This is a genomic window from Caballeronia sp. LZ033, assembly GCF_031451265.1.
Taxonomy (GTDB): domain Bacteria; phylum Pseudomonadota; class Gammaproteobacteria; order Burkholderiales; family Burkholderiaceae; genus Caballeronia.
In genome coordinates this window covers 1187106-1210996 of record NZ_JARUXQ010000003.1, presented here as the reverse complement: position 1 = coordinate 1210996, position 23891 = coordinate 1187106, and the positions used below count along the sequence as shown (strand labels likewise).

The 23891-nt window shown below is 65.0% G+C and carries 25 protein-coding genes; 17 read left to right on the top strand and 8 right to left on the bottom strand.

Annotated elements, in window-relative coordinates:
• Positions 1-14: 14 nt before the first annotated feature.
• On the top strand, positions 15-1304 hold the full coding sequence (locus QCE62_RS26750; protein ID WP_309925025.1) for an MSMEG_0569 family flavin-dependent oxidoreductase: 1290 nt from the start codon (positions 15-17) through the stop codon (positions 1302-1304).
• Between the two features lie 35 nt (positions 1305-1339).
• On the opposite strand, the gene QCE62_RS26745 is transcribed toward QCE62_RS26750, so the two are convergent.
• Positions 1340-1612 carry a hypothetical protein gene (locus QCE62_RS26745; protein WP_309925023.1) on the bottom strand — a complete coding sequence of 91 codons (273 nt, stop codon included), beginning with the start codon at positions 1610-1612 and terminating at the stop codon, positions 1340-1342.
• Positions 1613-1787: 175 nt separating this feature from the next.
• Between QCE62_RS26745 and QCE62_RS26740 the strand changes: the two genes are divergently transcribed.
• Complete coding sequence (locus QCE62_RS26740) at positions 1788-2420, top strand: TetR/AcrR family transcriptional regulator (RefSeq protein ID WP_309925022.1); 633 nt, start codon at positions 1788-1790, stop codon at positions 2418-2420.
• Between the two features lie 7 nt (positions 2421-2427).
• Positions 2428-3255 (top strand): AraC family transcriptional regulator, encoded by an 828-nt coding sequence (locus tag QCE62_RS26735; RefSeq protein WP_309925021.1) that lies wholly within the window; start codon positions 2428-2430, stop codon positions 3253-3255.
• Between the two features lie 2 nt (positions 3256-3257).
• Here the strand turns inward: QCE62_RS26735 and QCE62_RS26730 are convergent, their stop codons facing one another.
• Entirely contained in the window at positions 3258-3695 is a 438-nt protein-coding gene (locus QCE62_RS26730; RefSeq protein WP_309925019.1) for a DUF2000 domain-containing protein, read from the bottom strand.
• Between the two features lie 189 nt (positions 3696-3884).
• Between QCE62_RS26730 and QCE62_RS26725 the strand changes: the two genes are divergently transcribed.
• The 8 genes from QCE62_RS26725 to QCE62_RS26690 all read left to right on the top strand — a co-directional run bounded on the left by QCE62_RS26725 (position 3885) and on the right by QCE62_RS26690 (position 11360).
• Entirely contained in the window at positions 3885-4970 is a 1086-nt protein-coding gene (locus QCE62_RS26725; RefSeq protein ID WP_309925017.1) for an alpha/beta fold hydrolase, read from the top strand.
• Between the two features lie 226 nt (positions 4971-5196).
• Positions 5197-6177 carry a hypothetical protein gene (locus QCE62_RS26720; protein ID WP_309925016.1) on the top strand — a complete coding sequence of 327 codons (981 nt, stop codon included), beginning with the start codon at positions 5197-5199 and terminating at the stop codon, positions 6175-6177.
• Between the two features lie 212 nt (positions 6178-6389).
• Positions 6390-7148, top strand: coding sequence for a flagellar regulator YcgR PilZN domain-containing protein (locus tag QCE62_RS26715; RefSeq protein WP_309925015.1), 759 nt, complete (start codon positions 6390-6392; stop codon positions 7146-7148).
• Between the two features lie 107 nt (positions 7149-7255).
• Positions 7256-7597, top strand: coding sequence for a hypothetical protein (locus QCE62_RS26710; RefSeq protein WP_309925014.1), 342 nt, complete (start codon positions 7256-7258; stop codon positions 7595-7597).
• A 13-nt stretch (positions 7598-7610) separates the two neighbouring features.
• Positions 7611-8072: a hypothetical protein gene (locus QCE62_RS26705; RefSeq protein ID WP_309925013.1), complete on the top strand. Its 462-nt coding sequence runs from the start codon at positions 7611-7613 to the stop codon at positions 8070-8072.
• Positions 8073-8182: 110 nt separating this feature from the next.
• On the top strand, positions 8183-8854 hold the full coding sequence (locus QCE62_RS26700) for a MarC family protein (protein WP_309925011.1): 672 nt from the start codon (positions 8183-8185) through the stop codon (positions 8852-8854).
• Positions 8855-8887: 33 nt separating this feature from the next.
• The gene (gene araD / locus QCE62_RS26695) at positions 8888-10621 is read left to right on the top strand and encodes an L-arabinonate dehydratase (RefSeq protein WP_309925010.1); all 1734 of its coding nucleotides are present in this window, start codon (positions 8888-8890) and stop codon (positions 10619-10621) included.
• Positions 10622-10628: 7 nt separating this feature from the next.
• Complete coding sequence (locus QCE62_RS26690) at positions 10629-11360, top strand: ribonuclease activity regulator RraA (protein ID WP_309925009.1); 732 nt, start codon at positions 10629-10631, stop codon at positions 11358-11360.
• Here QCE62_RS26690 and QCE62_RS26685 read toward each other — a convergent pair.
• A complete protein-coding gene (locus QCE62_RS26685; protein WP_309925007.1) occupies positions 11357-11941 on the bottom strand; it encodes a histidine phosphatase family protein in 585 nt (194 codons plus the stop codon). The genes QCE62_RS26690 and QCE62_RS26685 overlap by 4 nt on opposite strands.
• 112 nt (positions 11942-12053) lie before the next feature.
• Positions 12054-12977, bottom strand: a complete 924-nt coding sequence (gene nudC / locus QCE62_RS26680; RefSeq protein ID WP_309925006.1) for an NAD(+) diphosphatase — start codon at positions 12975-12977, stop codon at positions 12054-12056.
• A 177-nt stretch (positions 12978-13154) separates the two neighbouring features.
• On the opposite strand from nudC, the gene QCE62_RS26675 reads away from it, so the two are divergent.
• Positions 13155-13859 carry a glutathione S-transferase C-terminal domain-containing protein gene (locus tag QCE62_RS26675; protein ID WP_309925332.1) on the top strand — a complete coding sequence of 235 codons (705 nt, stop codon included), beginning with the start codon at positions 13155-13157 and terminating at the stop codon, positions 13857-13859.
• Between the two features lie 4 nt (positions 13860-13863).
• Here QCE62_RS26675 and QCE62_RS26670 read toward each other — a convergent pair whose 3' ends face one another.
• Both QCE62_RS26670 and QCE62_RS26665 read right to left on the bottom strand, forming a co-directional pair.
• Complete coding sequence (locus QCE62_RS26670; RefSeq protein ID WP_309817824.1) at positions 13864-14571, bottom strand: MgtC/SapB family protein; 708 nt, start codon at positions 14569-14571, stop codon at positions 13864-13866.
• Positions 14572-14641: 70 nt separating this feature from the next.
• Positions 14642-14794, bottom strand: coding sequence for a hypothetical protein (locus QCE62_RS26665; RefSeq protein WP_309925005.1), 153 nt, complete (start codon positions 14792-14794; stop codon positions 14642-14644).
• A gap of 618 nt (positions 14795-15412) precedes the next feature.
• Here QCE62_RS26665 and QCE62_RS26660 point away from each other — a divergent pair.
• Together QCE62_RS26660 and QCE62_RS26655 are read left to right on the top strand one after the other, a co-directional pair.
• Entirely contained in the window at positions 15413-16072 is a 660-nt protein-coding gene (locus QCE62_RS26660; RefSeq protein ID WP_309925330.1) for a glutathione S-transferase family protein, read from the top strand.
• A 30-nt stretch (positions 16073-16102) separates the two neighbouring features.
• Complete coding sequence (locus QCE62_RS26655; protein ID WP_309925328.1) at positions 16103-16819, top strand: DUF899 family protein; 717 nt, start codon at positions 16103-16105, stop codon at positions 16817-16819.
• Positions 16820-16892: 73 nt separating this feature from the next.
• On the opposite strand, the gene QCE62_RS26650 is transcribed toward QCE62_RS26655, so the two are convergent.
• On the bottom strand, positions 16893-18014 hold the full coding sequence (locus tag QCE62_RS26650) for an acyltransferase (protein ID WP_309925004.1): 1122 nt from the start codon (positions 18012-18014) through the stop codon (positions 16893-16895).
• Between the two features lie 253 nt (positions 18015-18267).
• Here QCE62_RS26650 and QCE62_RS26645 point away from each other — a divergent pair, with 253 nt between their 5' ends.
• Together QCE62_RS26645 and QCE62_RS26640 are read left to right on the top strand one after the other, a co-directional pair.
• On the top strand, positions 18268-19398 hold the full coding sequence (locus tag QCE62_RS26645) for an acyltransferase (protein WP_309925003.1): 1131 nt from the start codon (positions 18268-18270) through the stop codon (positions 19396-19398).
• A 333-nt stretch (positions 19399-19731) separates the two neighbouring features.
• Positions 19732-20565: a transposase gene (locus QCE62_RS26640; protein WP_309925002.1), complete on the top strand. Its 834-nt coding sequence runs from the start codon at positions 19732-19734 to the stop codon at positions 20563-20565.
• A 43-nt stretch (positions 20566-20608) separates the two neighbouring features.
• Here QCE62_RS26640 and QCE62_RS26635 read toward each other — a convergent pair whose 3' ends face one another.
• Positions 20609-22120 (bottom strand): mannose-1-phosphate guanylyltransferase/mannose-6-phosphate isomerase, encoded by a 1512-nt coding sequence (locus tag QCE62_RS26635; RefSeq protein ID WP_309925001.1) that lies wholly within the window; start codon positions 22118-22120, stop codon positions 20609-20611.
• Positions 22121-22473: 353 nt separating this feature from the next.
• On the opposite strand from QCE62_RS26635, the gene QCE62_RS26630 reads away from it, so the two are divergent.
• Positions 22474-23859 (top strand): undecaprenyl-phosphate glucose phosphotransferase, encoded by a 1386-nt coding sequence (locus QCE62_RS26630; RefSeq protein ID WP_309925000.1) that lies wholly within the window; start codon positions 22474-22476, stop codon positions 23857-23859.
• The last annotated feature ends 32 nt before the right edge of the window (positions 23860-23891 follow it).

Sequence of the window (23891 nt, the reverse complement as noted above, 5' to 3'; positions counted from 1 at the left end):
TCAGGGGATGCACCATGTCCAGCATCGAATCCGGCGGCGCTGCGCCGAAGCATGTCAGTGTGATCGTCGTCGGCGGCGGGCAGGCCGGGCTGTCGGTCAGCCACTTCCTGCAACAGGCGAAGATCGATCATCTCGTGCTGGAAAAGCACAGCGTCACCCATACCTGGCGCACGCAGCGCTGGGACACGTTCTGCCTCGTGACCCCCAACTGGCAGTGCGCGCTGCCGGGACATCCGTATGAGGGCGCGGATCCGCACGGCTTCATGAAGAAGGACGAGATCATCGCCTATCTCGACGGCTTCATCGCGAAGGTCAATGCGCCGGTGCTGGAAGGCGCGGCAGTCACGCGCGTGACGCGCGATGCAGGCGGACGCTATCACGTGAAAAGCACGCGCGGCGACTTCGCCGCCGATCAACTGGTGGTGGCGTCCGGCGGCTATCACACGCCGATCGTGCCACGCATGGCCGAGCGCTTGCCGCCAGGCATCGCGCAGGTGCAGTCGTCGGAATACCGGCATGCGGATGCCTTGCCGCCGGGCGCGGTGCTGGTCGTCGGCTCGGGGCAGTCCGGAGCGCAGATCGCCGAGGATCTGCATCTGTCGGGCCGCAAGGTGCATCTCGCCGTGGGAGAAGCGCCGCGCTGTGCGCGCTTCCATCGCGGCCGCGACGTGGTGGACTGGCTCGCGGACATGCGCTATTACGACATGCCCGTGACCGATCATCCGCTGCGCGAAGGCGTGCGCGACAACACCAATCACTACGTCACGGGCCGCGATGGCGGTCGCGATATCGACTTGCGCCGCTTCGCGCTCGAAGGCATGGAACTGTTCGGGCGGCTGGAGGATTTCCGCGACGGCACGCTGCGCTTCGCGACCAACCTGCGCAAGAACCTCGACGAAGCGGACGATACCTATAACCGCATCAACGCGAGCATCGACGGCTTCATCGCGAAGCATGGCATCGCGGCGCCGCTTGCAGCGCCGTACGTGCCGCTCTGGCAACCGCATGAAGAGCGCGCGGAACTCGACCTTCAGGCAAGCGGCATCACGTCGATTGTCTGGTGCATCGGCTTTACGCCGGATTTCGGCTGGCTGGACGCGCCGGTGTTCAACGGCCGCGGTTATCCGTCGCACACGCGCGGGGTGACGGCGGTGCCGGGGCTTTACTTCGTTGGCTTGCCGTGGCTGCATACGTGGGGATCGGGACGCTTCTCGGGCGTCGCGCGCGATGCTCAGCATGTCGTCGATGCGATCAGTGCCGAGCGGGCGTCCGTGCCGGAGAGCGTCTCGATTGTGGCCGCGTGAAGGACGCGTGAAAGACGCGTCAAACCCGACGCGGTTTACTTCGAGGAAGCGGTATTGATCGACCGGACGGACTCGGCCGGCAGCACCGACGTCAACACGTTCGAAGGCACATGCTGCGCTTCTTCCTGCGACACCGCGCCGACGAACTTCCATCCGCCGGGCAGCTTGACGAAGGTATAGCCGGTCGGTTGATCGACGAAGACGGAATAAGGCGCGGGCGTGCCGTTGTTCTCGGCAAAAGCGGGCGCAGCAACGAACGGGCTTGCAACCAGCAACGCGACGGCAAGCGTGGACAAGGACTTTTTCATGACGACACACTCCTGAGAATTCAAACCGGCTGATTATGTAACGATCGACACAGATATTTGACCATCCGGACGAGACGACGTCCAGTTATTTTGTTATGATCGACACATAATTCAGAATTGCGCTGTGCGCAGGAATGACGCGCGGCGCAGTCCGGTTGATACGGCGGAGCGAGACATGTCGTCACTGGCTAATCAAACGCAACTCAAGACGCGCGGCCGTCCGCGCAGCTTCGACCGTGAAACGGCGCTCAGAAGCGCGATGGAAGTGTTCTGGTCGAAGGGCTATGACACCTGTTCCATGGCCGATCTCGTGGACGCCATGGGCATCAATTCCCCCAGTCTCTACGCAGCGTTCGGCAGCAAGGAAGATCTGTATCGCGAGGCCGTCGAACTCTATGTCGCCTCAGAGGGCGGCGCGGCGCTGCGGAATCTGCAGGCGCATGAATCCGTACGCGACGGCCTGCGGGCCATGTTCCGCACCAGCACCGAATTGTTCACCGGCACATCGCATCCTCGTGGCTGCATGATTTTTCTCGGCGCGATGTCGGTGGGCGCGGAACACGCGCAGTTGCGCGCCGAATTGCAGAAGCTCCGGCGCAAGGTCGCGAGCACGGTCGCGGCGCGGCTCGCGCACGCGGTCGAATCCGGCGAACTCGACGCCCGCACCGATGTCCCGGCGCTCGCCGCGCTGTGCATGACGCTGTTCGCCGGTTTGTCGATTCAGGCGCAGGACGGCGTGCGCAAGCCGGCGCTGTTCGCCGCGATCGATCAATTCATTGCAACGCTGCCGCTGCGCACGAAGCGCTGAACCCCTCATGAAGCCGACGCCCAAAGCCGACACGCAAATCTGGCGCGCGCCCGAACTCGGCGCGGAGCTGTTGCGCGGGCGTTTTGCTGACTTTTCCTACGACGTCCACGCGCACGACACCGCCTGCTTCGCGCTGCTGACGGGCGGCGCGATCCGCATCCGCATGCGCGGCACGGAGTTCGTCGCGCGGCGCGGCGACCTGTACGCCATCGACGCCGACGAACCGCACGCGGGCTGGCCAGTCGACGACGCCGGCTGGACGCAGCGCACGCTGTACGTGGATGTCGCGCATCTCCGCGCGCTCACCGGCGACGCGCGCGCGGCGGGACGTCCAGGCGGCGTCGTCGGGCCGATCATCCGCGATCCGGCGCTGTGCGCGGCGCTCTTCGACGTGCATCGCTCGTCCGAGGTGCACGGGCCGTCGCTGCAACGCGACGAACGCTATCTGGCGTTCGCGGCGCGGCTCGTTGGACGGCATCTGAAAGAAGGCGCGGGAATCGCCGCCACGCCGCGCGAACCGCGCGCGGTGGCGGCGGCGCGCCGTTTCCTGGACGAGCGTATCGGCGAGCAACTGCATCTGGAGGAGATCGCGGCGGCGTCGGGACTGCCGCCGTTCCGGCTGTTCCGCGCGTTCAGCCGCGAAACCGGCATGACGCCGCACGAATACCAGCGCCAGGCCCGCGTGCGCCGCGCGATGCAGATGATCCGTCACGGCGGCGCGCTCTCGGATATCGCCGCCACCACCGGTTTTGCGGATCAGGCGCATCTCACGCGCACCTTCCGCCGCATGCTCGGCGTGACGCCGGGCGCATACAAGACGGCCACGCGCACCTGACGCTATTTGAGCAAGCCGAGATTCGCGACCGCCTTGCTGACCGGCTTGCGATCGCCGATCAACGCGAGTCCGACATAGCGAAGCTCCTCGGTGACGACACCGGCGACGGCATCGCGAAACGCGCCGTAGTCGGTGGTTTGCTGTCCCTGCACCGGGAAGGTGACGACGTCGCACGCGGCGGCGATCGCCTTGTCGCGGATCGCCGACAACGTGTCCTGATCCGCCCCGAGCACCGCAATGCCGATTGGAATAAGACCGGGATGCGCGCAGCCCGAGGCATCGACGAGCGCTTCGCCGACCAGCGCCGGATGGCGCTGCCCGACCGTCAGCGCCAGCACGGCCGCTGCATTGGCCGCCTTGCCCGCGGGCAGGTCCTGGTCGACCACGATCACGCAACGCTGCGGGCGCACCGGCTGATCCGAATGATTGGCTTCCGTCACGAACAGTCCTCTTTCATCGATAAAGCCCGGATCATGACCCGCCGCATGCGGCCAGGTCTTGAATCCTGTTGCACGCCGTCCGCTGCCTTACGTTCTTGACTTTCCATTCCATTACGCGCAAGCATGAACAGTCGCGCGTCCGGCGCGGCGTTCGTGCTTGTATGGTGTCCCTACTTACACTTTCGAACGATGGTGACGCGCCCGCCCACGCCCCGCCAGCACATCCGCCTTTGCACTGCGAGCGACGGCGTGCACATCGCCTACGCGATGTGCGGTTCGGGTCCGCCGATCGTCAAGGCCGCGAACTGGCTCAGTCATCTGGAACTGGATTTTGCGAGTCCGGTCTGGAGCCATCTGATGGTCGAACTGTGCGGCCGTCATACGCTGATCCGCTACGACCAGCGCGGCTGCGGCCTGTCGGACCGCGACGTCGGCGAAATCTCCTTCAATGCGTGGCTGCGCGACCTGGAAACGGTGGTCGACGCGAGCGGCCTCGAACGCTTTCCGCTGCTGGGCATCTCGCAGGGCGCGTCCATCGCGATTGCCTACGCGGTGGCGCATCCGGAGCGCGTCACGCATCTGGTGCTGCACGGCGGTTACGCGCGCGGACGCCTCAAGCGCACCCGCGATCCGGCGCAGCAAGAGGAAGCCGAAATGCTCGTGAAGCTCGCGGAACTGGGCTGGGGCAAGCAGAATCCCGCGTTTCGCCAGTTCTTCACGACGCAATTCATCCCGGGCGGCACGCCGGAACAGCATCACTGGTTCAACGAACTCGAACGGCTCACGACCACGCCGCGCAATGCGGCGCGCATCATGCGCGTCTTCAACGAGATCGACGTGGTGGACCTGCTGCCGCAAGTGCAGTGTCCGACGCTCGTGCTGCATGCGAGCGGCGACGCGCGCGTGCCCTTCGACGAAAGCCGCCTGCTCGCCGGCCAGATTCCCGGCGCGCGCTTCGTGCCGCTGGAGAGCGAGAACCATCTCGTGCTGGAAACCGATGCCGCCTGGCGACGCTGGCGCGACGAAGTGCGGGCGTTCCTGCCGTCAACGCCACCGGCTGATCCCGCATTCGCGACGCTGACGCCGCGCGAGCGCGATATCGTCGAACTGCTGGCGGGCGGACGCGACAACGCGCAGATTGCCGCGCGTCTGACGCTGAGCGAGAAGACCGTGCGCAATCACATCACCAGCATCTTCGCAAAGCTCGAGGTCGAGAATCGTGCGCAGGCCATCGTGCTGGCGCGCCGCGCGGGCTTCGACGCACCCTCCGCCTGACCGTTCCGGGACACCGGTCCCGGGTTTCCGCCTCTGGTGCAGCCTTTCCCGGTCGTCGTCCGGGACTTGCGCCTCATGTGCGACCGCGTCCATCTGCCGAGAATGCTCCACAGAACGGAGACGCGACGATTGACGATTCCATCAGCCGATCTGTTCATTCCCCCAGGCCGCGCGCCTGTCCTGATCGACGCTGAATCATCCGGAGTCCGCATACATGAACGCCGTCATGAAAGAAATGTCCCCGCAAGCAATGCACCCCGCTACGCAACAGCGCTATGCGAAGTGCATCGAAGTGTCCCGCCGCATCCGCTGGGATATCGATCAGGACGTGCTGCGCGGCCGTCATTTCGATCCCGCCCATACCTTCATGCCGCACGGCCTCAGCGAGGTGTACCGGCTGCCGTTCCTGAGCGCGTCCGAACGCCGGCTGATGTCGCAGGTGCAGGGCCGTACCTACGCGAACATGTTCGGCATGATCGAGCGCTTCATCGGCGCGAAGATGCTGGAAGTCGGCCGCGAGCATGCGCTGTCGGATCAGACGGCGCTCGAAGCAATCGTCCGCTTCACCGACGAGGAACTGAAGCATCAGGAACTGTTCCGCCGCGTGGAGGCGCTCGCGGCCGAGGCGCTGCCGCCCGGCTATCGCTTCGTCCCGGATGCCGACGATGTCGCGCGCTTCGTGCTCGGCAAGTCCACCTGGTCGATCCTGGCGCTGACGTGCTGCATCGAGATCGTTACGCAGGTGCATTACCGGCAGAGCATGGAGAGCGACAGCAGCCTGTCGCCGCTTTTCAAGGACATCTTCCTGTTCCACTGGAAGGAGGAATCGCAGCACGCGATCATCGACGAACTGGAATGGATGCGCGAGGACGCGCGCATCGGCGCGGCGGAACGCGACGCCGCCATTGGCGACCTGATCGATCTGGTTGGCGCGATCGACGGCATGTTGCAGGCGCAGGCCGCCGCCGACGCGGAATACTTCATCGCGCAACTGGATCGCGCGCTGTCGTCCGATGAAGAAGCGCGCGTGCATGCGGGTCTGCTCGACGCGTATCGCTGGCAGTACATCATATCGGGCGTCGATGAACCGCGTTTCGGCGAAATCCTCGGGCGCGTCATCACCGAAGCGCATGGTGAACGGCTTGGCGCGGCGCTCGCGCCGTTGCGGCGCCGCGCGCTGACCAGCGAAGTCGACAAGCTGATGTGAAGCCAAGGCCGGGCACGGTGCCCGGCCTATTTTTAATGGAAAGCAAATAGTAAGAAACTAACTTGGCCAGCCGCAAAACGCTGAATTGGCGTGGAAATCTACTTGTTACCGGCCTTCTGGCCGCGTTTTTTTTAGTGCACCATATGCCGTATGAGGGTTTCACAGTAGCATGCAGTCCGCTGTCTCAACACCGATAACTAGATTGGATCATCATGCTCGCCGAGTCATTGCCGCATACATCCGACATCGAGAAATTCGCCGAAGATCACGAACGCTTCGCGCGACACATCCCCGCCGAAATATCCGTGGTCCTGCGCAATCTCGTGTTGCGCCGCGACATGCTCACCGTCACCAGCGGACACGGGCAGATCGTCACTCAATTGCTCGAAGTGGACGCGCGTGAGGCGCGCATCGTGTTCGACTGGGGCGGCGTCGAATCCGACAACCGCGCGCTGCTCGAAGCAAAGCAACTGTATTTCAAGGCCGCGCCCGAAGGCGTGCGGGTGGAGTTCACGACGCAGGCGGCGCGCGCCGCCGATTACGAAGGGCGTCAGGCCTTCGAGGTCTCGTTTCCCGAGAAGCTCTATCACTTCCAGCGCCGCGAATACTTCCGCGTGCCGACGCCGATTCTCGATCCCTACTACGCCAAAGGCGCGTTCGCCGATGGCGAAGCGTTCCGCTACGAAGTGCACGACCTGTCGCTGGGCGGCATCGCGTTGCGCATGGACGCGCCGCGTCTCGCGGAAACCGGGGTCGGCACCGTGTTCCAGGACGTCGTGCTGCATCTGGGACCGGGCACCATCCTGTCGATCGACATCGAGCTCGTCTCGCCGCGCAGTGTGAACACGCCGCGCGGCGATGTGCGTTATGTCGTCGGCTTTCGCTTCACGCGGCTTTCGGGCGCGGCGGAAAGCGTCTTGCAGCGGCTCATCACGCGCATGGAAGCCCGGCGCCGCAGCCTGTCGGCCTGATTGACTGGTTGACTGGTCGACTGATTGATCCGACCATTCGGGTCCCGCTTCGGGCGCCGCACGCATCCATTGGTAAAATGCGTGCCTCCTACACTCTCACGCGACGCATGCTTCGTCGAGCCTGGCGCGGAGAAGAGCGCTTCTGGAAAATCTGGTGGTTGCTGGGCGTGCCCATTCACCTCGCGTGGTGGTTCGTCTATCTCGACCTCTGGGCCGGCGGTCTCTCTCCCGAATCCTTCCTGCTGCTCACAGTCTGGTTCTGGCCCGGCATGCTGGGCCTGTTCGCGGCCTGTTCCGCGCTGTATCTCCTGTGGTGCGTGCTCGCGTGGCGCTGTGCCGGCAACGTGAACAATCGCATCTGGACGATCATCGCGCGCGTGCTGATCGGCGTGGGGCTCGGCTCGTTTTTCACCGAATGCGCGCTGGTCCTCATGGCGCCGTTCGCTTGACCACGGAGACACGATGAACTGGACCAGGCTTCTCGCCGGAATCGGGCTCGCGGCGGCGCTGGCGCTTCCCGTCGCCACCTTCGCGCAAGACGCACAGACCGAAACCGATGTCGATGCCCGCATGGACGCGCTGTTCGGCGCGCACGAGCCGTATCGGGCGTTCTTCGACCGCTTGCAGCGCGCGGTCGCGGCCAACGACAGCAAAGCCGTCGCGGCGCTGGTGTCGTATCCGGTCGCGGTGCATCGCGCGGGCACGGAAATGACGCTGCGCACCCGGCGCGAGTTCATCGCGCACTATGCGTCCATCTTCACGCCGAAACTCGTCGACATCGTCGCGCAGCAAAAGTACGCGGCGCTCTTCGTGCGCGACCAGGGCGCGATGATCGGCAATGGCGAGATCTGGTTCAGCGGCGTCTGCCGCGACAAGGCGTGCAAGCAGTCCGACGTGAAAATCACCGCCTTCAATCTCGACTGAGTATTCCGGCGGCGGACGTTTGTCTGGCGCAGCGCGTGGTTCGACGTGCACAATGTCCCGGCTTGCACGAGCGTGATTCACAACGAACACACACGCGGACCACGACGCCCATGCTCAACGAATTCGCCAAGACGGTTCTCGTGATCGTCGCCGGGCTGTTCCCGATCATCAACCCGCCGGCGACCGCGCTCGTCGTGCTGAGCATGCTGCCGCACATCGGCGACGCCGACCGCGCCGAACTCGCCCGGCGCATTTCCATCAACAGCTTTGCGATCCTGCTGGCTTCGCTGTCGATCGGCGCTTATGTGCTGTCGTTCTTCGGCATCTCGATACCGGTGCTGCGCGTGGCGGGCGGGCTGGTCGTCGCGATGGCGGGCTGGACGCTGCTCCAGGCCCCCGACGCCGACCCCGACGATCCCGCCGACACCGCACCCAAGCCGCGCAGCGGCGCGTCCCTGCGCGCCAAGGCGTTCTATCCGCTGACCTTGCCGATTACCGTTGGACCGGGCGCGATCGCCGTCGCGATTGCGCTGGGCACCGGCTCGCCGCGCCAGGGCCTGCAACCGGTGCATCTGGCGGGCGTTGGCATCGGCTTGCTGATCCTGTGCGCGAGCATCTACGTGTGCGTGCGCTTCGCCGGGCATCTGGAACGGCTGCTCGGCACGGTCGGCACGCAGGTGGCCGTGCGGCTGTTCGCCTTCGTGATCTTCTGCATCGGCGTGCAGATTCTCTGGCTCGGACTCTCCGAACTGCTCGCCTCCGTGCCGCTCAAACTTCACTAGACGCAGGTTCGCCGCAACAAAAGGAGACAGCGCTTGACCACGCATCGCAAGAAGCCGGAGGAACTGCGCAGCCATCGCTGGTATGGCGTGAACGATCTGCGGTCGTTCGGCCATCGCTCGCGCACCGCGCAGATGGGTTATCACCCGTCGGACTATCTGGGCAAGCCGGTCATCGGCGTGCTCAATACGTGGAGCGAGATCAACTCGTGCCATACGCACTTCCGGCAGCGCGTGGAGGAAGTGAAGCGCGGCATATGGCAGGCGGGCGGCTTTCCGGTCGAAATGCCGGTGATGACGCTCGCCGAACCGTTCCAGAAGCCCACCACCATGCTGTACCGCAACTTCCTGGCGATGGAAGCGGAGGAAGTCCTGCGCTCCTATCCGTTCGACGGCTGCGTGCTGATGGGCGGCTGCGACAAGACCACGCCCGGCCTGCTGATGGGCGCGATCAGCATGAACCTGCCGGCCATCTTTCTGCCAGCGGGCCCGATGCTGCGTGGTGACTGGCAGGGCCGCACGCTCGGCAGCGGCTCGGACACGTGGAAGTACTGGGCCGAACTGCGTGCGGGCAAGATCAGCGAGGACGAATGGAAGGGCGTCGAGAGCGGCATTGCGCGCTCGCCGGGACATTGCATGACGATGGGCACCGCCTCGACGATGACCAGCGCCGCCGAAGCGCTCGGCCTGACCTTGCCGGGTTTCGCGTCGATACCGGCGGTGGATTCGCGCCATGCGCAGCACGCGTCGCTGACGGGGCAGCGCATTGTCGAGATGGTGTGGAGCGACCTGAAGCCGTCCGACCTGCTCACCCCGAAGTCATTCGACAACGCAGTGACGACGGTGCTGGCGCTGTCCGGCTCGACCAATGCGATCGTGCATCTGGTGGCGATGGCGCGGCGCGCGGGCGTGCCGCTCACGACCGCCCGTTTCGACGAACTGGCGCGCGTGACGCCGGTGCTCGGCAACATCCGGCCGGCGGGCGCGTACCTGATGGAAGACTTCTTCTACGCGGGCGGTTTGCGGGCCTTGCTGGCGGAGCTGGGCCCGCTGATCGACGGCACGCAGCGCACGGTGAATGGCCGCACGCTGGGCGAGAACATCGCGGATGCGGAGATCTTCAACGACGACGTGATCCGCCGCCGCGACAACCCGCTCGTGCCGCGCGACGGCCTTGCGGTGCTGACGGGCAACCTCGCGCCGGATGGCGCGGTCATCAAGCCGGCGGCGATGGAAGCGCGCCTGCTCAGGCATCGCGGCCCGGCGGTGGTGTTCGCGGATTACGCCGACATGGCCGCGCGCATCGACGAGGAAACGCTCGACATCGGCGCCGATTCGGTGATCGTGCTGCAGCACGCGGGGCCGGTGGGCGCGCCGGGCATGCCGGAGTGGGGCCAGCTGCCGATCCCGCAAAAATTGTTGAAGCAGGGCGTGCGCGACATGGTCCGCATCTCCGATGCGCGCATGAGCGGCACGAGCTATGGCGCCTGCGTGCTGCATGTGGCGCCGGAATCGTTTGTCGGCGGGCCGCTGGCGCTGGTGCGCGACGGCGACGTGATCGAACTGGACGTGCCGGCGCGGCGCCTGCATCTCGCGGTAAGCGACGACGAACTGGCCGCGCGCCGGGCCGCGTGGCAGCCGCCGAAGCGGCCGTTCGAGCGCGGTTTCGGCGTGATGCATCAACTGCACGTGACCCAGGCCGACAAGGGCTGCGACTTCGACTTCCTCGAATCCCAGCCCGCCACCCCCGACGAACCCGAAATTCACTGATCCCGCCATGACCCAGACCATCGCCATTTCAGACGAAACGCTCGACCTGCTGCGCCATGTCAGCACTGCGACGCTCACGACCCAGCTCTTCAAGCGCGGCCTGCGCAATGTCTTCCTGCAAGGCGTCGCGCCGCTGGTGAAACCCGCGATCGGCGCGCCGAACATGGTCGGCCCGGCGTTCACGCTGCGCAATATTCCGGCGCGCGAGGATCTGGATCACGTCGGCGTGTTCCAGGACCCGGATCATCCGCAGCGCAAGGCGGTCGAAAGCGCGCCGCCCGGCAGCGTGCTGGTGCAGGATTGCCGCGGCGAGCGCGCGGTTGCGTCGACGGGATCGATCCTCACGATGCGTCTCAAGGTGCGCGGCGTCGCCGGCATGGTGTCGGACGGCTGCGTACGCGACAGCGGCACGATCGGCGATATCGGCCTGCCGCTGTTCTGCGCGGGCGCGAGCGCGCCGCTCAATCTCGCGAAGCATCACGCCGTGGACATGAACGTGCCGGTGGCCTGCGGCGGCGTGGCGGTGTATCCGGGCGATATCGTCGTCGGCGATGTGGACGGCGTCGTGATCGTGCCGCGTCACATGGCCGAGGAGGTCGCGCGGGATGCGGCCGAGCAGGAACGTCTGGAAGAATTCCTCGCGGCGCGCGTGGCGGACGGCGCGGTGCTACGCGGCACCTATCCGCCCGACGAGCTGACACTCGCCGCGTATCGCGAATGGCGTGAACAGCGCGGCTAGGGCAGCAGATTCCACTTGACGATGGCGCGCACGTCGCGCTCGAAGCCGAGCACGCTCATTGCGGCGGTGTCCATGGTCAGATGTGCGCCCAGTGACGGCGAACCGGTCGCCCATTGCGCGCCGAAGACGCGCGAGAAATGCGCATGCGAGAACAGCGCGATGTGGCGCGCGCCGGTGCCGAGCAGCTTGTCGATGAGCGTCTGCGCGCGCCGGCCGACATCGGCGAGATTCTCGCCTTGCGGAATGGGCGAGGTCCACACCGACCAGTCCGGAATCTCCTGGCGGATATCCGGCGTCTTGCGGCCTTCGTAGACGCCGTAGTTCCACTCGTGCAACTCCGGTTCGACCTGCGCGTGCTCGCCGAGCCCGGCAAGCTTGCAGGTTTCGATGGCGCGGCTCATCGGACTGGTCAGCACGAGATCGAAAGGCTGCGACGCCAGGACCGGCGCCAGCGCCGCCGCCTGTTTGCGGCCTTCGTCGGTCAGCGCGATATCGGTGGTGCCGGTGTGCTGGCCCGACTTGCTCCATTCTGTTTCGCCATGCCTGATCAGCCAGATCTGGACGCCGTCTTTCACGTTCATGTCGTTCACCCGGTGTCTGATTAATATCGTCGCGCACGCCTCTGACAGGCGCGCCGCAGCCTCGCGCATTCTGCACCGAACGCCCGGCGCGCGCCGCGAACCTGCCCGCCGCTCAGTCCAGCTCGCCGGCGGCGAAAGCCTTCAGCAAGTGATGCGCGATGGCGAACGGCTTGGGCGCCGAAAGCCCTTGCGGATGCGTGCCGTCGAGCATGCCGGCCACTTCGGCGCGCGTGAACCAGCGCGCGTCCTCGAGTTCCTTCTGATCGACGACGATCTCCGTTTCAGTCGCGCGCGCGAAGCAGCCGATCATCAGCGACGACGGAAACGGCCAGGGCTGCGACGCGTAATAGCGCACGTCCGTGCAGCGGATGCCCGCTTCTTCGAGCACTTCGCGATAGACCGCGTGCTCGAAGGTCTCGCCCGGTTCGATAAAACCCGCCAGCGCCGAATACATGCCGGGCAGGAACTGCGGCTGACGCCCGAGCAGGCAGCGTTCGCCGTCCGTCACGAGCATGATGACGACAGGATCGACGCGCGGAAAATGCTGCGCATGGCAATGGCCGCAGATGCGCCGCCAGCCGGCGCCGGCGGAATCGGTCGGCTGGCCGCAGTTGGCGCAGAAGCCGTGGCGGCGATGCCAGTCAAGCATCGAACGCGCTTCGCCGAGGGCGCTGATCATTGGCGGCGGGACGAGGCCCTGCATGGCGACCGGACGCAGTTCGACCGCTTCGACGCCGTCGCCCGCCAGACCCGCCGCGCCTTCTTCGAACGACAGCGCGAACAGCGAACGCCGGTCAGCTTCACGGCCGAGAAACACGCTTTGCAGCGGCGTGCCCAGCCGCGCGGCTTCGCGGGCATCGAACAAGGGATCGTGGCCGTTCGCGCGCTTGAAGAGCGGCACGTTGTTCACGAACAGCAGGAAGCGCGTGGCGGGATCGTCGCGCAGGGTGGCGACGAAGGCGTCATCGTCACGCTTCTCCGACACGCGGTCGAGCGGATCGAGTGTAAAACCGATGGCATGAGGCGGCGTGGGCATAGTATTTTTCGAGCGTGTTGTGCGTAGTGCGCGCGGGGAGCGGAGCATGCCGCGAGCCGTGCGTCCATGGGACGGGAAGCGGCAAGGCCAGTCAGGCATCGTAGCGGACTTGGCGCGTCCGTGCAGGGCGTCGCCTGGCGGCCCGTCCACCTGCCCGAGCCGTATGCGGAGACGCCGATGATCACGCTTTATTCGTATCCCGGGCTGTTCGGCCTGGAAGACAACAACCCGTTCGGACTGAAGGTGTTCGCGTTCCTGAAGCTTTCAGGCCTGCCCTTCGAGCATCGTCATGTGATCGATACGAGCGTTGCGCCGCGCGGCCAGTTGCCGTATCTCGTTGACGACGACGCAACCATCGGCGACAGCGACAGCATCGTCGCGCATCTGAAGCGCCGCTACGCGCTGACGCTCGACGACCCGCTGACGCCCCTGCAACACGATCTCGACCTGCTGGTCCGCCGCACGCTCGACGATCTCTACTGGGTGATGTCCTATTCGCGCTGGCGCGACGACCGTTACTGGCCGCTGTTCCGCGCCGCGCTGCTGGCGGCGCTGCCGGACGCCGATCCCGACGTGCTGGAGCACGCGCGGCAATACAATTTCGAGCGCTATCGGTATCAGGGGATCGGCCGCTATGAGCCGGATGATGCGTATGCGCGTGGCATCGGCGACTTGCAGGCGGTGACGAACCTGCTGGCGGACGGACCCTTCATGTTCGGCGCCACGCCCGCCAGCATCGACGCCGCCGTGTACGGCTTTGTCGCGAACATCCTGTTCTATGACATCGATACGCCGCTCAAGCGTTTCGTCGTTGCGCAGGCGCGGCTCGTCGAACACTGTCACGCGATGCGCGAACGCATGGGACAGAGCCGCTCGCCATAATCGATCATTCTGGCGCCGTCTCCACGCTCTTGCCCGACCAGCTGATGCTCGACACGCCGCGCTCCATGCTCATGCGGCTCGCCATGCGTTCGAGCCGGGCCTGATCCTTCGGATGCATGCGCACGGTCGCCGTCACGCGCACGCGCGGCGGCGCGTCTTCGATGTCTTCGCTCGTCAGGCTCAGGAAGGAGAGCGGCTGCGCGTCCATGGCATTCGACAGCTGGGTGCGGATATGAATTTCGTCTTCCTGCCGTCCGATGACCGTCAGCACATATTCACGCACGAGGTCGGCGCTTGAGACCGGCGTCGCGTTGATCATGCGGCTGACTTCGCGCAGCACGGTGTTGGTGATGAGCACGATGCCCGTGCCTTCGATGGCTGGCCCGTAGTGCCCCGACCCGCACAACACGCCGACGGCCGCCGAACACCATAGCGTCGCCGCCGTGTTGATGCCCTGCACCGAGCCTTTCTCGCGCATGATGACGCCGCCGCCGAGAAAGCCGACGCCCGACACCACATACGCGGCGATCTGCGTGACGCCCGCGACGCCGTTGCCCGTCAGCACGCCGAGCGTGACGAACAGGCAGGCGCCGCTGGCGACGAGCGTGATCGTGCGCAGGCCGGCGGTGCGCTGGCGCAGCTGCCGTTCGAGTCCGATGGCGACGCCACAGGCGAACGCGGCCAGCAGGCGCAGGGTGAAATCGAGATGCATCGGTCAGAAGGCCGGGTGCTTTCCGGGAACAAACCGGCAAGCATCGCACGCGTGCGTGTCGGTGGCGTGACTAGGCGCGCCGGAACAGGCGCGATGTAAGGCGCCGGAAGAACCGCGCCAGCTTCCGGTAGCGCGTTTCCCGGGGTTCGAGGTTGAGCATGGCGTCGTAATGCGGACGGGATTCCTCGACGCGCGGCAGGTCCGAAAGCAGCAGCAGGTTCATGGTTTTCTCCGGGCGCCATGGCTGGCGCGTAGCGGCGGTCCGAGGGATCGCCAGGGCAAACGCTCGCGACGAGCGGCCTCGCGGATGCCGGCCCGCATTGGGGCACGGCAATCCGTGAAGGATGACTACGCGCGCGCTCAGTCCCGCGACGGACGCAGGAGCGGCGCACGCAAGCGCACGCGAAGCGATACGGCGACGCGCGCTATGCGCGAGTCGCGATATCACGCCCGGTGGCGCTGACGAATGGGTGCACGAGGAGAAAAACTGCGACGCGCACCGTCTGCCTGATGGCAAGACGGCGGCTGAGCTTGAAGAAAAGCGGGGAGCGGCGTCCTGCGGTCAGGCGGCGAAACAGATCGATGATCGACTACTGCAGGTATCCAAAGGATCACCTTGGGCTTTTTGAAGTTGGGCGATTCTAGTCGCGGCTCATGACGTCGGTCAACCCGGATCGCTGCCACGCATGAATGGCTATGTGCGTTGAGCAGCATGGCGGACGCGGCGAAACGCAAGCTTCAGCGCTGCGCTGCATCACAAAATATTCCAAAACGATGTCGATTGCGGCGCGGCATGCTCGTCGTAGGAGTAAGCATGCCCAACTGCCTGGAGACACAGCCGATGACCCTGCAACTGTATGCCCATCCTTTCTCTTCTTATTGCCAGAAGGCACTGACCGCGCTGTACGAGAACGGCACGGCCTTCGACTATTGCGCGTTGACGCCGGAGCGTCCGCAGTCCATGCGCGAGCTCGTCGAATTCTGGCCGATGAAGCGCTTCCCGCTGCTCGTCGACGACGGCCGGCCGGTCATGGAAGCGACGGTGATCATCGAATATCTGGGATGCTTTCATCCTGGGCCGGTGCGGCTGCTTCCCGCCGATCCACGCGCCGCGCTGGAGGTGCGCTGGCTGGACCGTTTCTTCGACAACTACGTGGCGACGCCGCAGCAGAAGATCGTCTTCGACGCCATGCGGGCCGCGGACGAGCACGATGCGCGCGGCGTCGCCGATGCCCGCGCGATGCTCGACACGTCGTATGCGTATCTCGACCGCCTGATGGCATCGCGCGAATGGGCGGCGGGTGATGCTTTCACTCTCGCCGATTGCGGCGCCGCGCCGTTCCTGTTCTACGCAGACTGGGTGCATCGCATCGATGCTGCGTTTGCGAACGTCATTGCGTATCGCAAGCGGCTGCTGGCGCGGCCTTCGTTTGCGCGCGCGGTAGAGGAAGCGCGGCCGTATCGGGGATTGTTCCCGCTCGGCGCGCCGGATCGCGACTGATTCACTGACAAGGAGATCGATATGAGCGACATGAGCACGGCAAGCACACTCGTTCCCGCGGCTGAACTCGCGCAGCGCGCCACCATGCGGATTCCCAACGAAAGCGCCGAGTATCGGCGGGCGCGCACCGCGCTGCTGGCTGAGGAGATCGAGCTGCGGCGGCAGATCGAGCGTGTCGCGCAGCTACGCCGGGCATTGCCGCCGGGCGGCGAAGTGAAGGGCGACTATCGCTTCGAAGGCGCGCAAGGCGCCGTGGATTTCGCCGCGCTGTTCGGCGACAAGGACACGCTCGTCACCTATAGCTGGATGTTCGGGCCGCAACGCGAACGGCCCTGTCCGATGTGCACGTCGCTGCTGTCCGCGTGGGAGGGCGAGGCGCGCGACATGGGCCAGCGGATCGCGCTCGCGGTGATCGCGCGTTCGCCGTATGCGCGGCTCGCCGCGTTCGCGCAGGAGCGCGGCTGGCGCGACCTGCGTCTCTTCTCGGACCTGAACGGCGCGTTCAGCCGGGATTATTTCGCGGTGTCGAAGGAAGGCGGCGATGAACCCGCGCTCCATGTGTTCACCCGGCGCGAAGGCGTGATTCGCCAGTTCTGGAGCGGCGAGATGGATTTCGCTACCGTCGATCCCGGTGAGGATCCGCGCGGCGCGCCGGATCTGATGCCGCTGTGGAACGTGCTCGACATGACGCCCGAAGGACGCGGCAAGGACTGGTATCCGAAGCTGGATTACGGGCCGCGCGAATAAGCGCAATCGTGACCATGAGCGGCGCCGGCAGCGGCTGTGCACGAAACGTCCTGCCGGCGTCGGAGCGCAGCACTCATTTCGATCCCTCGGCCTGCGCGGACGGATACACGTCGACGCGCTTGCGCATCGTCAGGCGATCCTTGAGGCGCAGGAAGGGTGTTTCGATCAGCACATGACTGAGGCTCGCCGCAACCAGCGCGCCGACGATGCCCAGCGGAAAGCGGTACGCCACCGGCGAGTGGATGTCGCTGAACAATTGCTGCCACAGATACAGGCTGAACGAGATCGTGCCGATATAGAAGAACGGTGCGCTGCGCAGCAGGCGCGAGAACCAGAACGCCTTGCGCGATATCAGCACGACGATCACGAAGCCGACCAGCGCCGCTTCCACCGTTGCGCCGTAGGTTGCGCTCCAGAGCCCGCCGAGCCGCTCATGCAGCAAGGGCATGCCGAAGAGCAGCAGCAGGACCGCGGCGGACGGAAGCAGCGCGCCCCACGGCAGCGCCGCGACGCGCGCTTTCAGCGCGTCGCGATTCAGGGCGACGAAGCAGCCGATCAGGATCGGATCGATACCGGTGTGCAGCATCATGCTCAACTGCCCGCGCAGGGCCGGCCACGCGAAGTACGTGCCGATCCTGACGAGCGGCACGAGCACGAGCAGGGCGATCAGCGCACGCTGGCTGCCGCGTCCGAGAATGAAAAGGAGCAAGGGCGGCCAGAACCAGTAGAACTGCTCTTCGAGCGCGAGGGTCCAGAAGTGGCCGAGATACCAGGCGCCGTCGGGGTGAAGCGCGTTGATCGAACTCATGCCGGCGACGCCGGAGAAATTCCAGACATGCAGCGCGGCGACCGCGAACTGGCTGGGATCGACATCAACGATCCCGGCGAACGACAGCAGCGCAATGACGGCAAGGTAGGTATAGAACGCCGGCCAGATGCGCAGCGCGCGTTTCATATAGAACGGCACCAGGCGCAAGGTGCCGCTGGCCTGCCATTCGGCCTTCAGGATGCCGGTAATCAGATAGCCGCTGAGCACGAAAAAAATCATCACGCCGAGACGCCCGTCCGAGAAAAGGCGCAAAGGCGCGAGCGCGCCGCGATAGCCGCCCGGAATCATGTGCTGCGCATGACCCATGACCACCATCATTACCGCGACACAGCGCAATCCGGTCAGCTCCTGAACATGATTTTTCATCAAAAAACCTTTCAATGAGTGTATGGCGGGCGTCCTGCGCGTGCCGGCTTGAGGGGATCGAGTCTCCGTTAAAAACTTTGCAAAGAAAATCACTCAAGGCGTTAAAAAATATTTCAAGGCGGGCGCTAAGACGCTTGCCTTGCGAGCTAAAGAAATTCGCCAAGGATTTTTTTCCCGTTTTGCACGAATTAGCATAGGGCGCTCGCGAAGCGGCCTTGACGGCCGCGTCTGACATCATCGACCGGGCGCACTCATGAACGAAAGAATTCGCGGCTTCGACGGCCTGCGCGCGCTTGCCGTCCTGCTGGTCTTCATCCACCACAAGGCCATGGCGGCAGACAGCGGCCTTGGACACCTCGGTGTGTGGATTTTTTTCGCGCTCAGTGGCTTTTTGATCGCGGATATCCTGACGAAGCAACGGGGGCGCATCGATGCCGGCGCAAGTTCGTTCATCGCCGAACTCAAGCGCTTCCTCTTCCGGCGCACGCTGCGGATCTTCCCCGTCTACTACCTGCTGCTCGTCACGCTGACGCTCCTGATGACGGTCGGCCTTGCCGGTCCCGAACTGGCGGGCGGCATGCCGTTTCATTTCGCTTATCTGTCCAATTTCTGGATCGCCGATGTTCTGCACTACTGGCCCGGACGCTATTCGCATCTGTGGAGCCTGTCGGTCGAAGAGCAGTTCTATCTGTTCTTCGCGCCGCTGCTGCTGGCCATCGGCGCGAAATGGCACTCGCGGATCTGCGGGGCGATCTTCGTCGCGGGCGTCGCCACGCTGTTATGGATGAAGGCGACGCAGACGCCGGGCATCGTGATCTACACGCATCCGCTCGCGAACTTCTGGCTGTTCGCGCTTGGCGGCATCGGCGGGGCATGGGTGCGCCGTAACGGCACGCTCGGGCGCTGCCTGGGCTCGCTGCCGGTGGCGCTGGCGCTGGCCGGAGGCATTGCGCTGATGTGCGGCGTCGAGCCGGCGTGGGAGCGCATGACGGACCCGCTGCGCTTCACCGCGCTCTATGTGACCTATGGCGCATGCATCGCGGCCCTGGTGTGCGCCGTCGCGTGCAGCCGGAGCGCCATGCTGCTGGCATGTCTCGAATGGAAGCCGCTGGCGGCGTTGGGGAAGATCAGCTATGGCTTCTATCTTTATCACGGCTTCATGCCGGACCTCACCCGCAACGCCCGGGTGGCCGCGATGTTTGGTCCGTCCGGCATGCCGGCATGGGCGCATGCGGCAAGCTTCGCCGCTTCGTTTCTGCTAACGCTGATGCTTGCCGGATTGTCCTGGCGTTTCATCGAAGAGCCCGTTCTGCGGCTCAAGAATCGTCGTCCGGCACAAGAAAACAGACCGCCCGAGTCCCGTCCGGGATCGCTTATTCGCTAAAGAATATTGCTTGGCGCAAAAAATCATTAACTTCGCCTGGAACCTAGGGGTTTGTCATATTCGGGCAAACCTTAGTAATGGTATGCTTCCTGCACTATATCTTCATACACGAGCGAGACCAGGCATCGTGCGCCGAATTGAGTCAACTCATGCACCATGAGAGATTGGCAATTCACCGGATGCACCGTTTTTGTTGTTTGAGCAAACGTTTGCGAGTACCTCGAGATCCTTGGGCAGAGTGTGCAGGGAGCCGGACGTGCGCCGGCCTTCCTTTGATTTGATCAGCGCGACGTCCGATATCCGCAGCGAAGTCCGACTGCATGGAGCAACGCAATGTTTTTCAATGAACTCAGCAATGACGAATGGGCGATGGTCTCGGCTCTGATCGGCGAGAGCGAGGTGCGCGAGCACCGTCGCGGCCGGCCCCGGGCGCATCCGCGAACCATCGTCAATGCGGTGTTGTGGATCCTCACAACAGGCGAAACCTGGTCGAAGCTGCCCAGCCACTATCCGACCGTGCCCACGTGCCGGCGCCGCTTTGTCGACTGGCAGATGAACGGCACGCTGATCGAGATCGTCAAGGTGCTGGCCAATGCCGGGCGCTCCTTCGCCTACGTGCCGCGTCAGCCCGTGGCGGAGACCGCGCCGCGCCCGGTCCCGCCGTCTTACGACTGCGACCGTCTGCGAGGCGTGTTCTGGCAGAACCCTGAATCGTGGCAGTCGCGCGATGTCCTGCCGCCCGGGCGGGGCGCGGCGGTGCCGCGCCGTCTGCCCGAAGCGCGCGACGTCGCCCAGGCCAGTGCGTCGCCGGTCATCGTGCCGCGCGTGCGTGCGCCGCGCCCCGCGCGGCCGTATGAAACGCCGGCGCCGTTCGAGCCGGCCTGCGCGCCGGTCGGCGACCCGCGCGGCTACAGCATCTACCCGATCGCGCGCGACGTGTCCGGCGGCATGTATCGCGGCTGGGCGGAGATCGTGAAGGACGGTCGCCGGGTCGAGCGTTCGGGGCTCATCGGGCCGCGCTTCAAGTCGATGGAAGAGGCAAGAAGCTATGCGCTGGAGTGGGCGCGGCGCTGGATTGCCGCGCAAGCCACGCGCGCGGACGTGGCGCGGGCGGCGCGCGAAGCTTATGTCGGCGAAGAGCGCGTGGCGGCCGAAAGCGGGCATTGACCCACTTTGCCCGGCGCGCCCCGCGCGTCTTCAGCAAGTCACTTCACTGACGCCCGTACGTATCCTCGAAGCGCACGATATCGTCTTCGCCGAGATACGTTCCGGACTGCACCTCGATGATTTCGAGCGGCATCTTGCCCGGGTTCTCCAGCCGGTGCTGCACGCCGATCGGAATATAGGTGGACTCGTTCTCCGCGAGGATGAAGGTCTCGCCGCCCCGCGTGACGAGCGCGGTGCCGCGCACGACAATCCAGTGCTCCGCGCGATGATGATGCATCTGCAATGACAGGCGCGCGCCCGGCTTCACGACGATGCGCTTGACCTGGAACCGGTCGCCCTGATCCACCGAATCGTAATGTCCCCACGGCCGGTGCACCTTGCGATGATCGGCGGCCTCGCGGCCCTGTTCCGACTTGATGCGTCCCACGATGGCCTTGACGTCCTGCGCGCAGGACTTGTCGGCGACGAGAATGGCGTCCGCCGTTTCCACGACCACCAGATCGCGCGTGCCCACGCAGGCGATCAGACGCCCTTCCGAATGCGCGTAGGTGGACGTCGCGCCTTCGAACATCACGCGGCCGCGCGCCACGTTCGATGCATCGTCCTTCGGCAGGATGTTCCAGATCGCGTCCCACGAGCCCACATCCGACCAGCCTGCATCCAGCGGCACGACCGCGCCGGTGAAGTGGTCGTCGCCACGTTCGCCGGCAATCTGTTCCATCACGGCATAGTCGATCGAATCCGACGGCGACGACGCAAACGCCGTGCGTTCGAGACGCAGGCATTCGCCGTCGTCGTCGCCGTGTTCGAACGCCGCGACGCAGGCCGCATACATGGCCGGCTGATAGTGCTCGATGGCCGAGATCCAGGTCGACGCGCGCACGATGAAAATGCCCGCGTTCCAGCCGTATTCGCCCGAAGCCAGATAGTGCTGCGCGAGTTCGAGATGCGGCTTTTCCACGAAGCGGTCGAGGCTGCACGCACCGTGGCCGGGCAACGCGGCGCCCATCCTGATGTAGCCGTAGCCGGTTTCGGCATGGGTCGGCACGACGCTCAGCGTGACGATCGCGCCGGCTTCCGCACAGCGCGCGCCTTCACGGATCGCGCGATGAAACGCGTCCTGATCGGCGACCACGTGATCCGCCGGCATCACCACGAGCACGGCGTCTTCGCCGCCACGAAGCGCGTGCATCGCGGCGACGGTGAGCGCGGGCGCGGTATTGCGCGGCACTGGTTCCAGCACGAGCCGCGCGCGGCGGCCCTGGCCAAGCAACTGCTCGGCGGTGGTGAAGCGATGTTCCTCGTTGCAGACGACAACCGCATCGGCCACGCGCAGTCCGGCGGCGGAGAGACCGTCGAGCCTGCTGACGGTGGCCTGCAAGAGCGACTGCTCGCCGATCAGCCCGATGAGCTGCTTCGGAAAGTGTTCGCGCGACATCGGCCATAGCCGGGTGCCGGAACCGCCCGCGAGAATCACGGGCTGAATGCTGAGGCGTACGCCGGTGCCGGCGTCGATCGTGGATGCGCTCGCAAGCGCGGTGTCTGGTGCATTCATGGTGTGCCTCCTGGCGCGTGATCGCAAAAGCGGACCCGTCATATTTAGCATGGAGAAAACCGCGTGATAAAAGGAAAAAACGCATCAAAAAATCCGCGCGGTTTCTGCTTCATACAAGCCCCTCGACTCAGGTGCGATTTATTTCTCTCCCATCCCGATACCACCCGGACCCGCACGAACAAAGGCGCTCGCCGATAAAAAATCCGCAAATAAATCCGCTCGATTGAAGCCGCATATTTTCGGTGTTGCAGCGCCATATTTATTCCAGTTCCATACCACCCATGCACTGCGTCATGCGAACTGGCATGACGCTCACAACAGATAAACGTGTGCTTCGTTCCGAGGGGAATGCAATGCTGAGTGTGATATCGAGAGTCGCCGATCTGGCCATGGCGGTGCTGGGCGCGCTGCTTGCCGCCGCGCTCGCAGCGGGCGAGTTCGTCTGGCTCGGCGACGTCGAACGCACCCTGCTCGGCTTCTCCTGCGTCCTGACCATCATGACGTTTCCGGCGCTCGGGATCTATCAGTCGTGGCGCGGCAAGCCCGTCTACGACCTGCTGTTGCGCGCGACCTTCGCGTGGCTGCTGGTGGAAAGCGCGGGCGTGCTGCTCACCTTCAGCATTCATCGCGCGGACTCGTTGTCGCGCGGCTGGCTCGCGTACTGGGCCGCCTGCACGGTGGGCCTGCTGATCGTCTCGAAGGCGCTCGTGCATACCACGCTCAAGCTGCTGCGGCGCGAAGGCTTCAACCAGAAGACGGTCGCGATCATCGGCTCGGCGCCTTATGCGACGTTCTTGATCGAGCAGATGCGCGGCCGTCCGGATGCGGGCTTCAGTCCCGTCTGCGTGTTCGATCCGGCCGCCTCGCATGCCGCGATGGAAGGCGACGCGCTCTTGGGCGTGCGCATCGAACGCGATTTCGGGCTGCTCGCGGAACACGTGCGCGAGCGCGCCGTCCGCGAACTGTGGCTCGCGTTGCCCATCTCGCAGGAGCCGACGATACACCGCATCGTGACCGAGTTCCGCGACGACTTCGTCAACGTGCGCTTCATCCCCGATGTACGCAGCCTGTCGTTCTTCGGTCATGCGGTGGTCGATCTGCTGGGCGTGCCCGCGATCAACCTCGCCGCCTCGCCCATTACCGACGTCAAGGTCCTGCCCAAGCGCGTGTTCGACCGCGTTTTCGCCGCCTGCGTGCTGGTCGCGCTGGCGCCGCTGCTGGCGGCGATCGCCATCGGCGTGAAGCTGTCTTCGCCGGGACCGGTGTTCTTCCGCCAGCGGCGCAAGGGCATCGATGGCCGTGAATTCAGGATCTACAAGTTTCGCTCGATGCGGGTTCATCACGAAGCCGCCGGCCAGATCACGCAGGCGCAACGCGGCGACCGGCGCGTGACGAAGATCGGCGCGTTCCTGCGCCGCACGAGTCTCGACGAGCTGCCGCAATTCATCAACGTCCTGAAGGGCGAGATGTCGGTGGTGGGTCCGCGCCCGCACGCGCTGGAGCACGACGACATCTACAAGGACCTCGTCAAGGGTTACATGCACCGTTACCGCATCAAGCCGGGCATCACGGGCTGGGCGCAGGTCAACGGCTTTCGCGGCGAGACGGACCGCATCGAGAAGATGTCGGGCCGCGTGAAGCTCGATCTCTACTACATGCAGCACTGGACCTTCGGTCTCGACATGAAGATTGTCGCGATGACGCTGTGGAAGGGCTTCGCGGGCGCGAACGCCTACTGAGTCCGGTCCATGCAACCGGCCAAATCATCAAC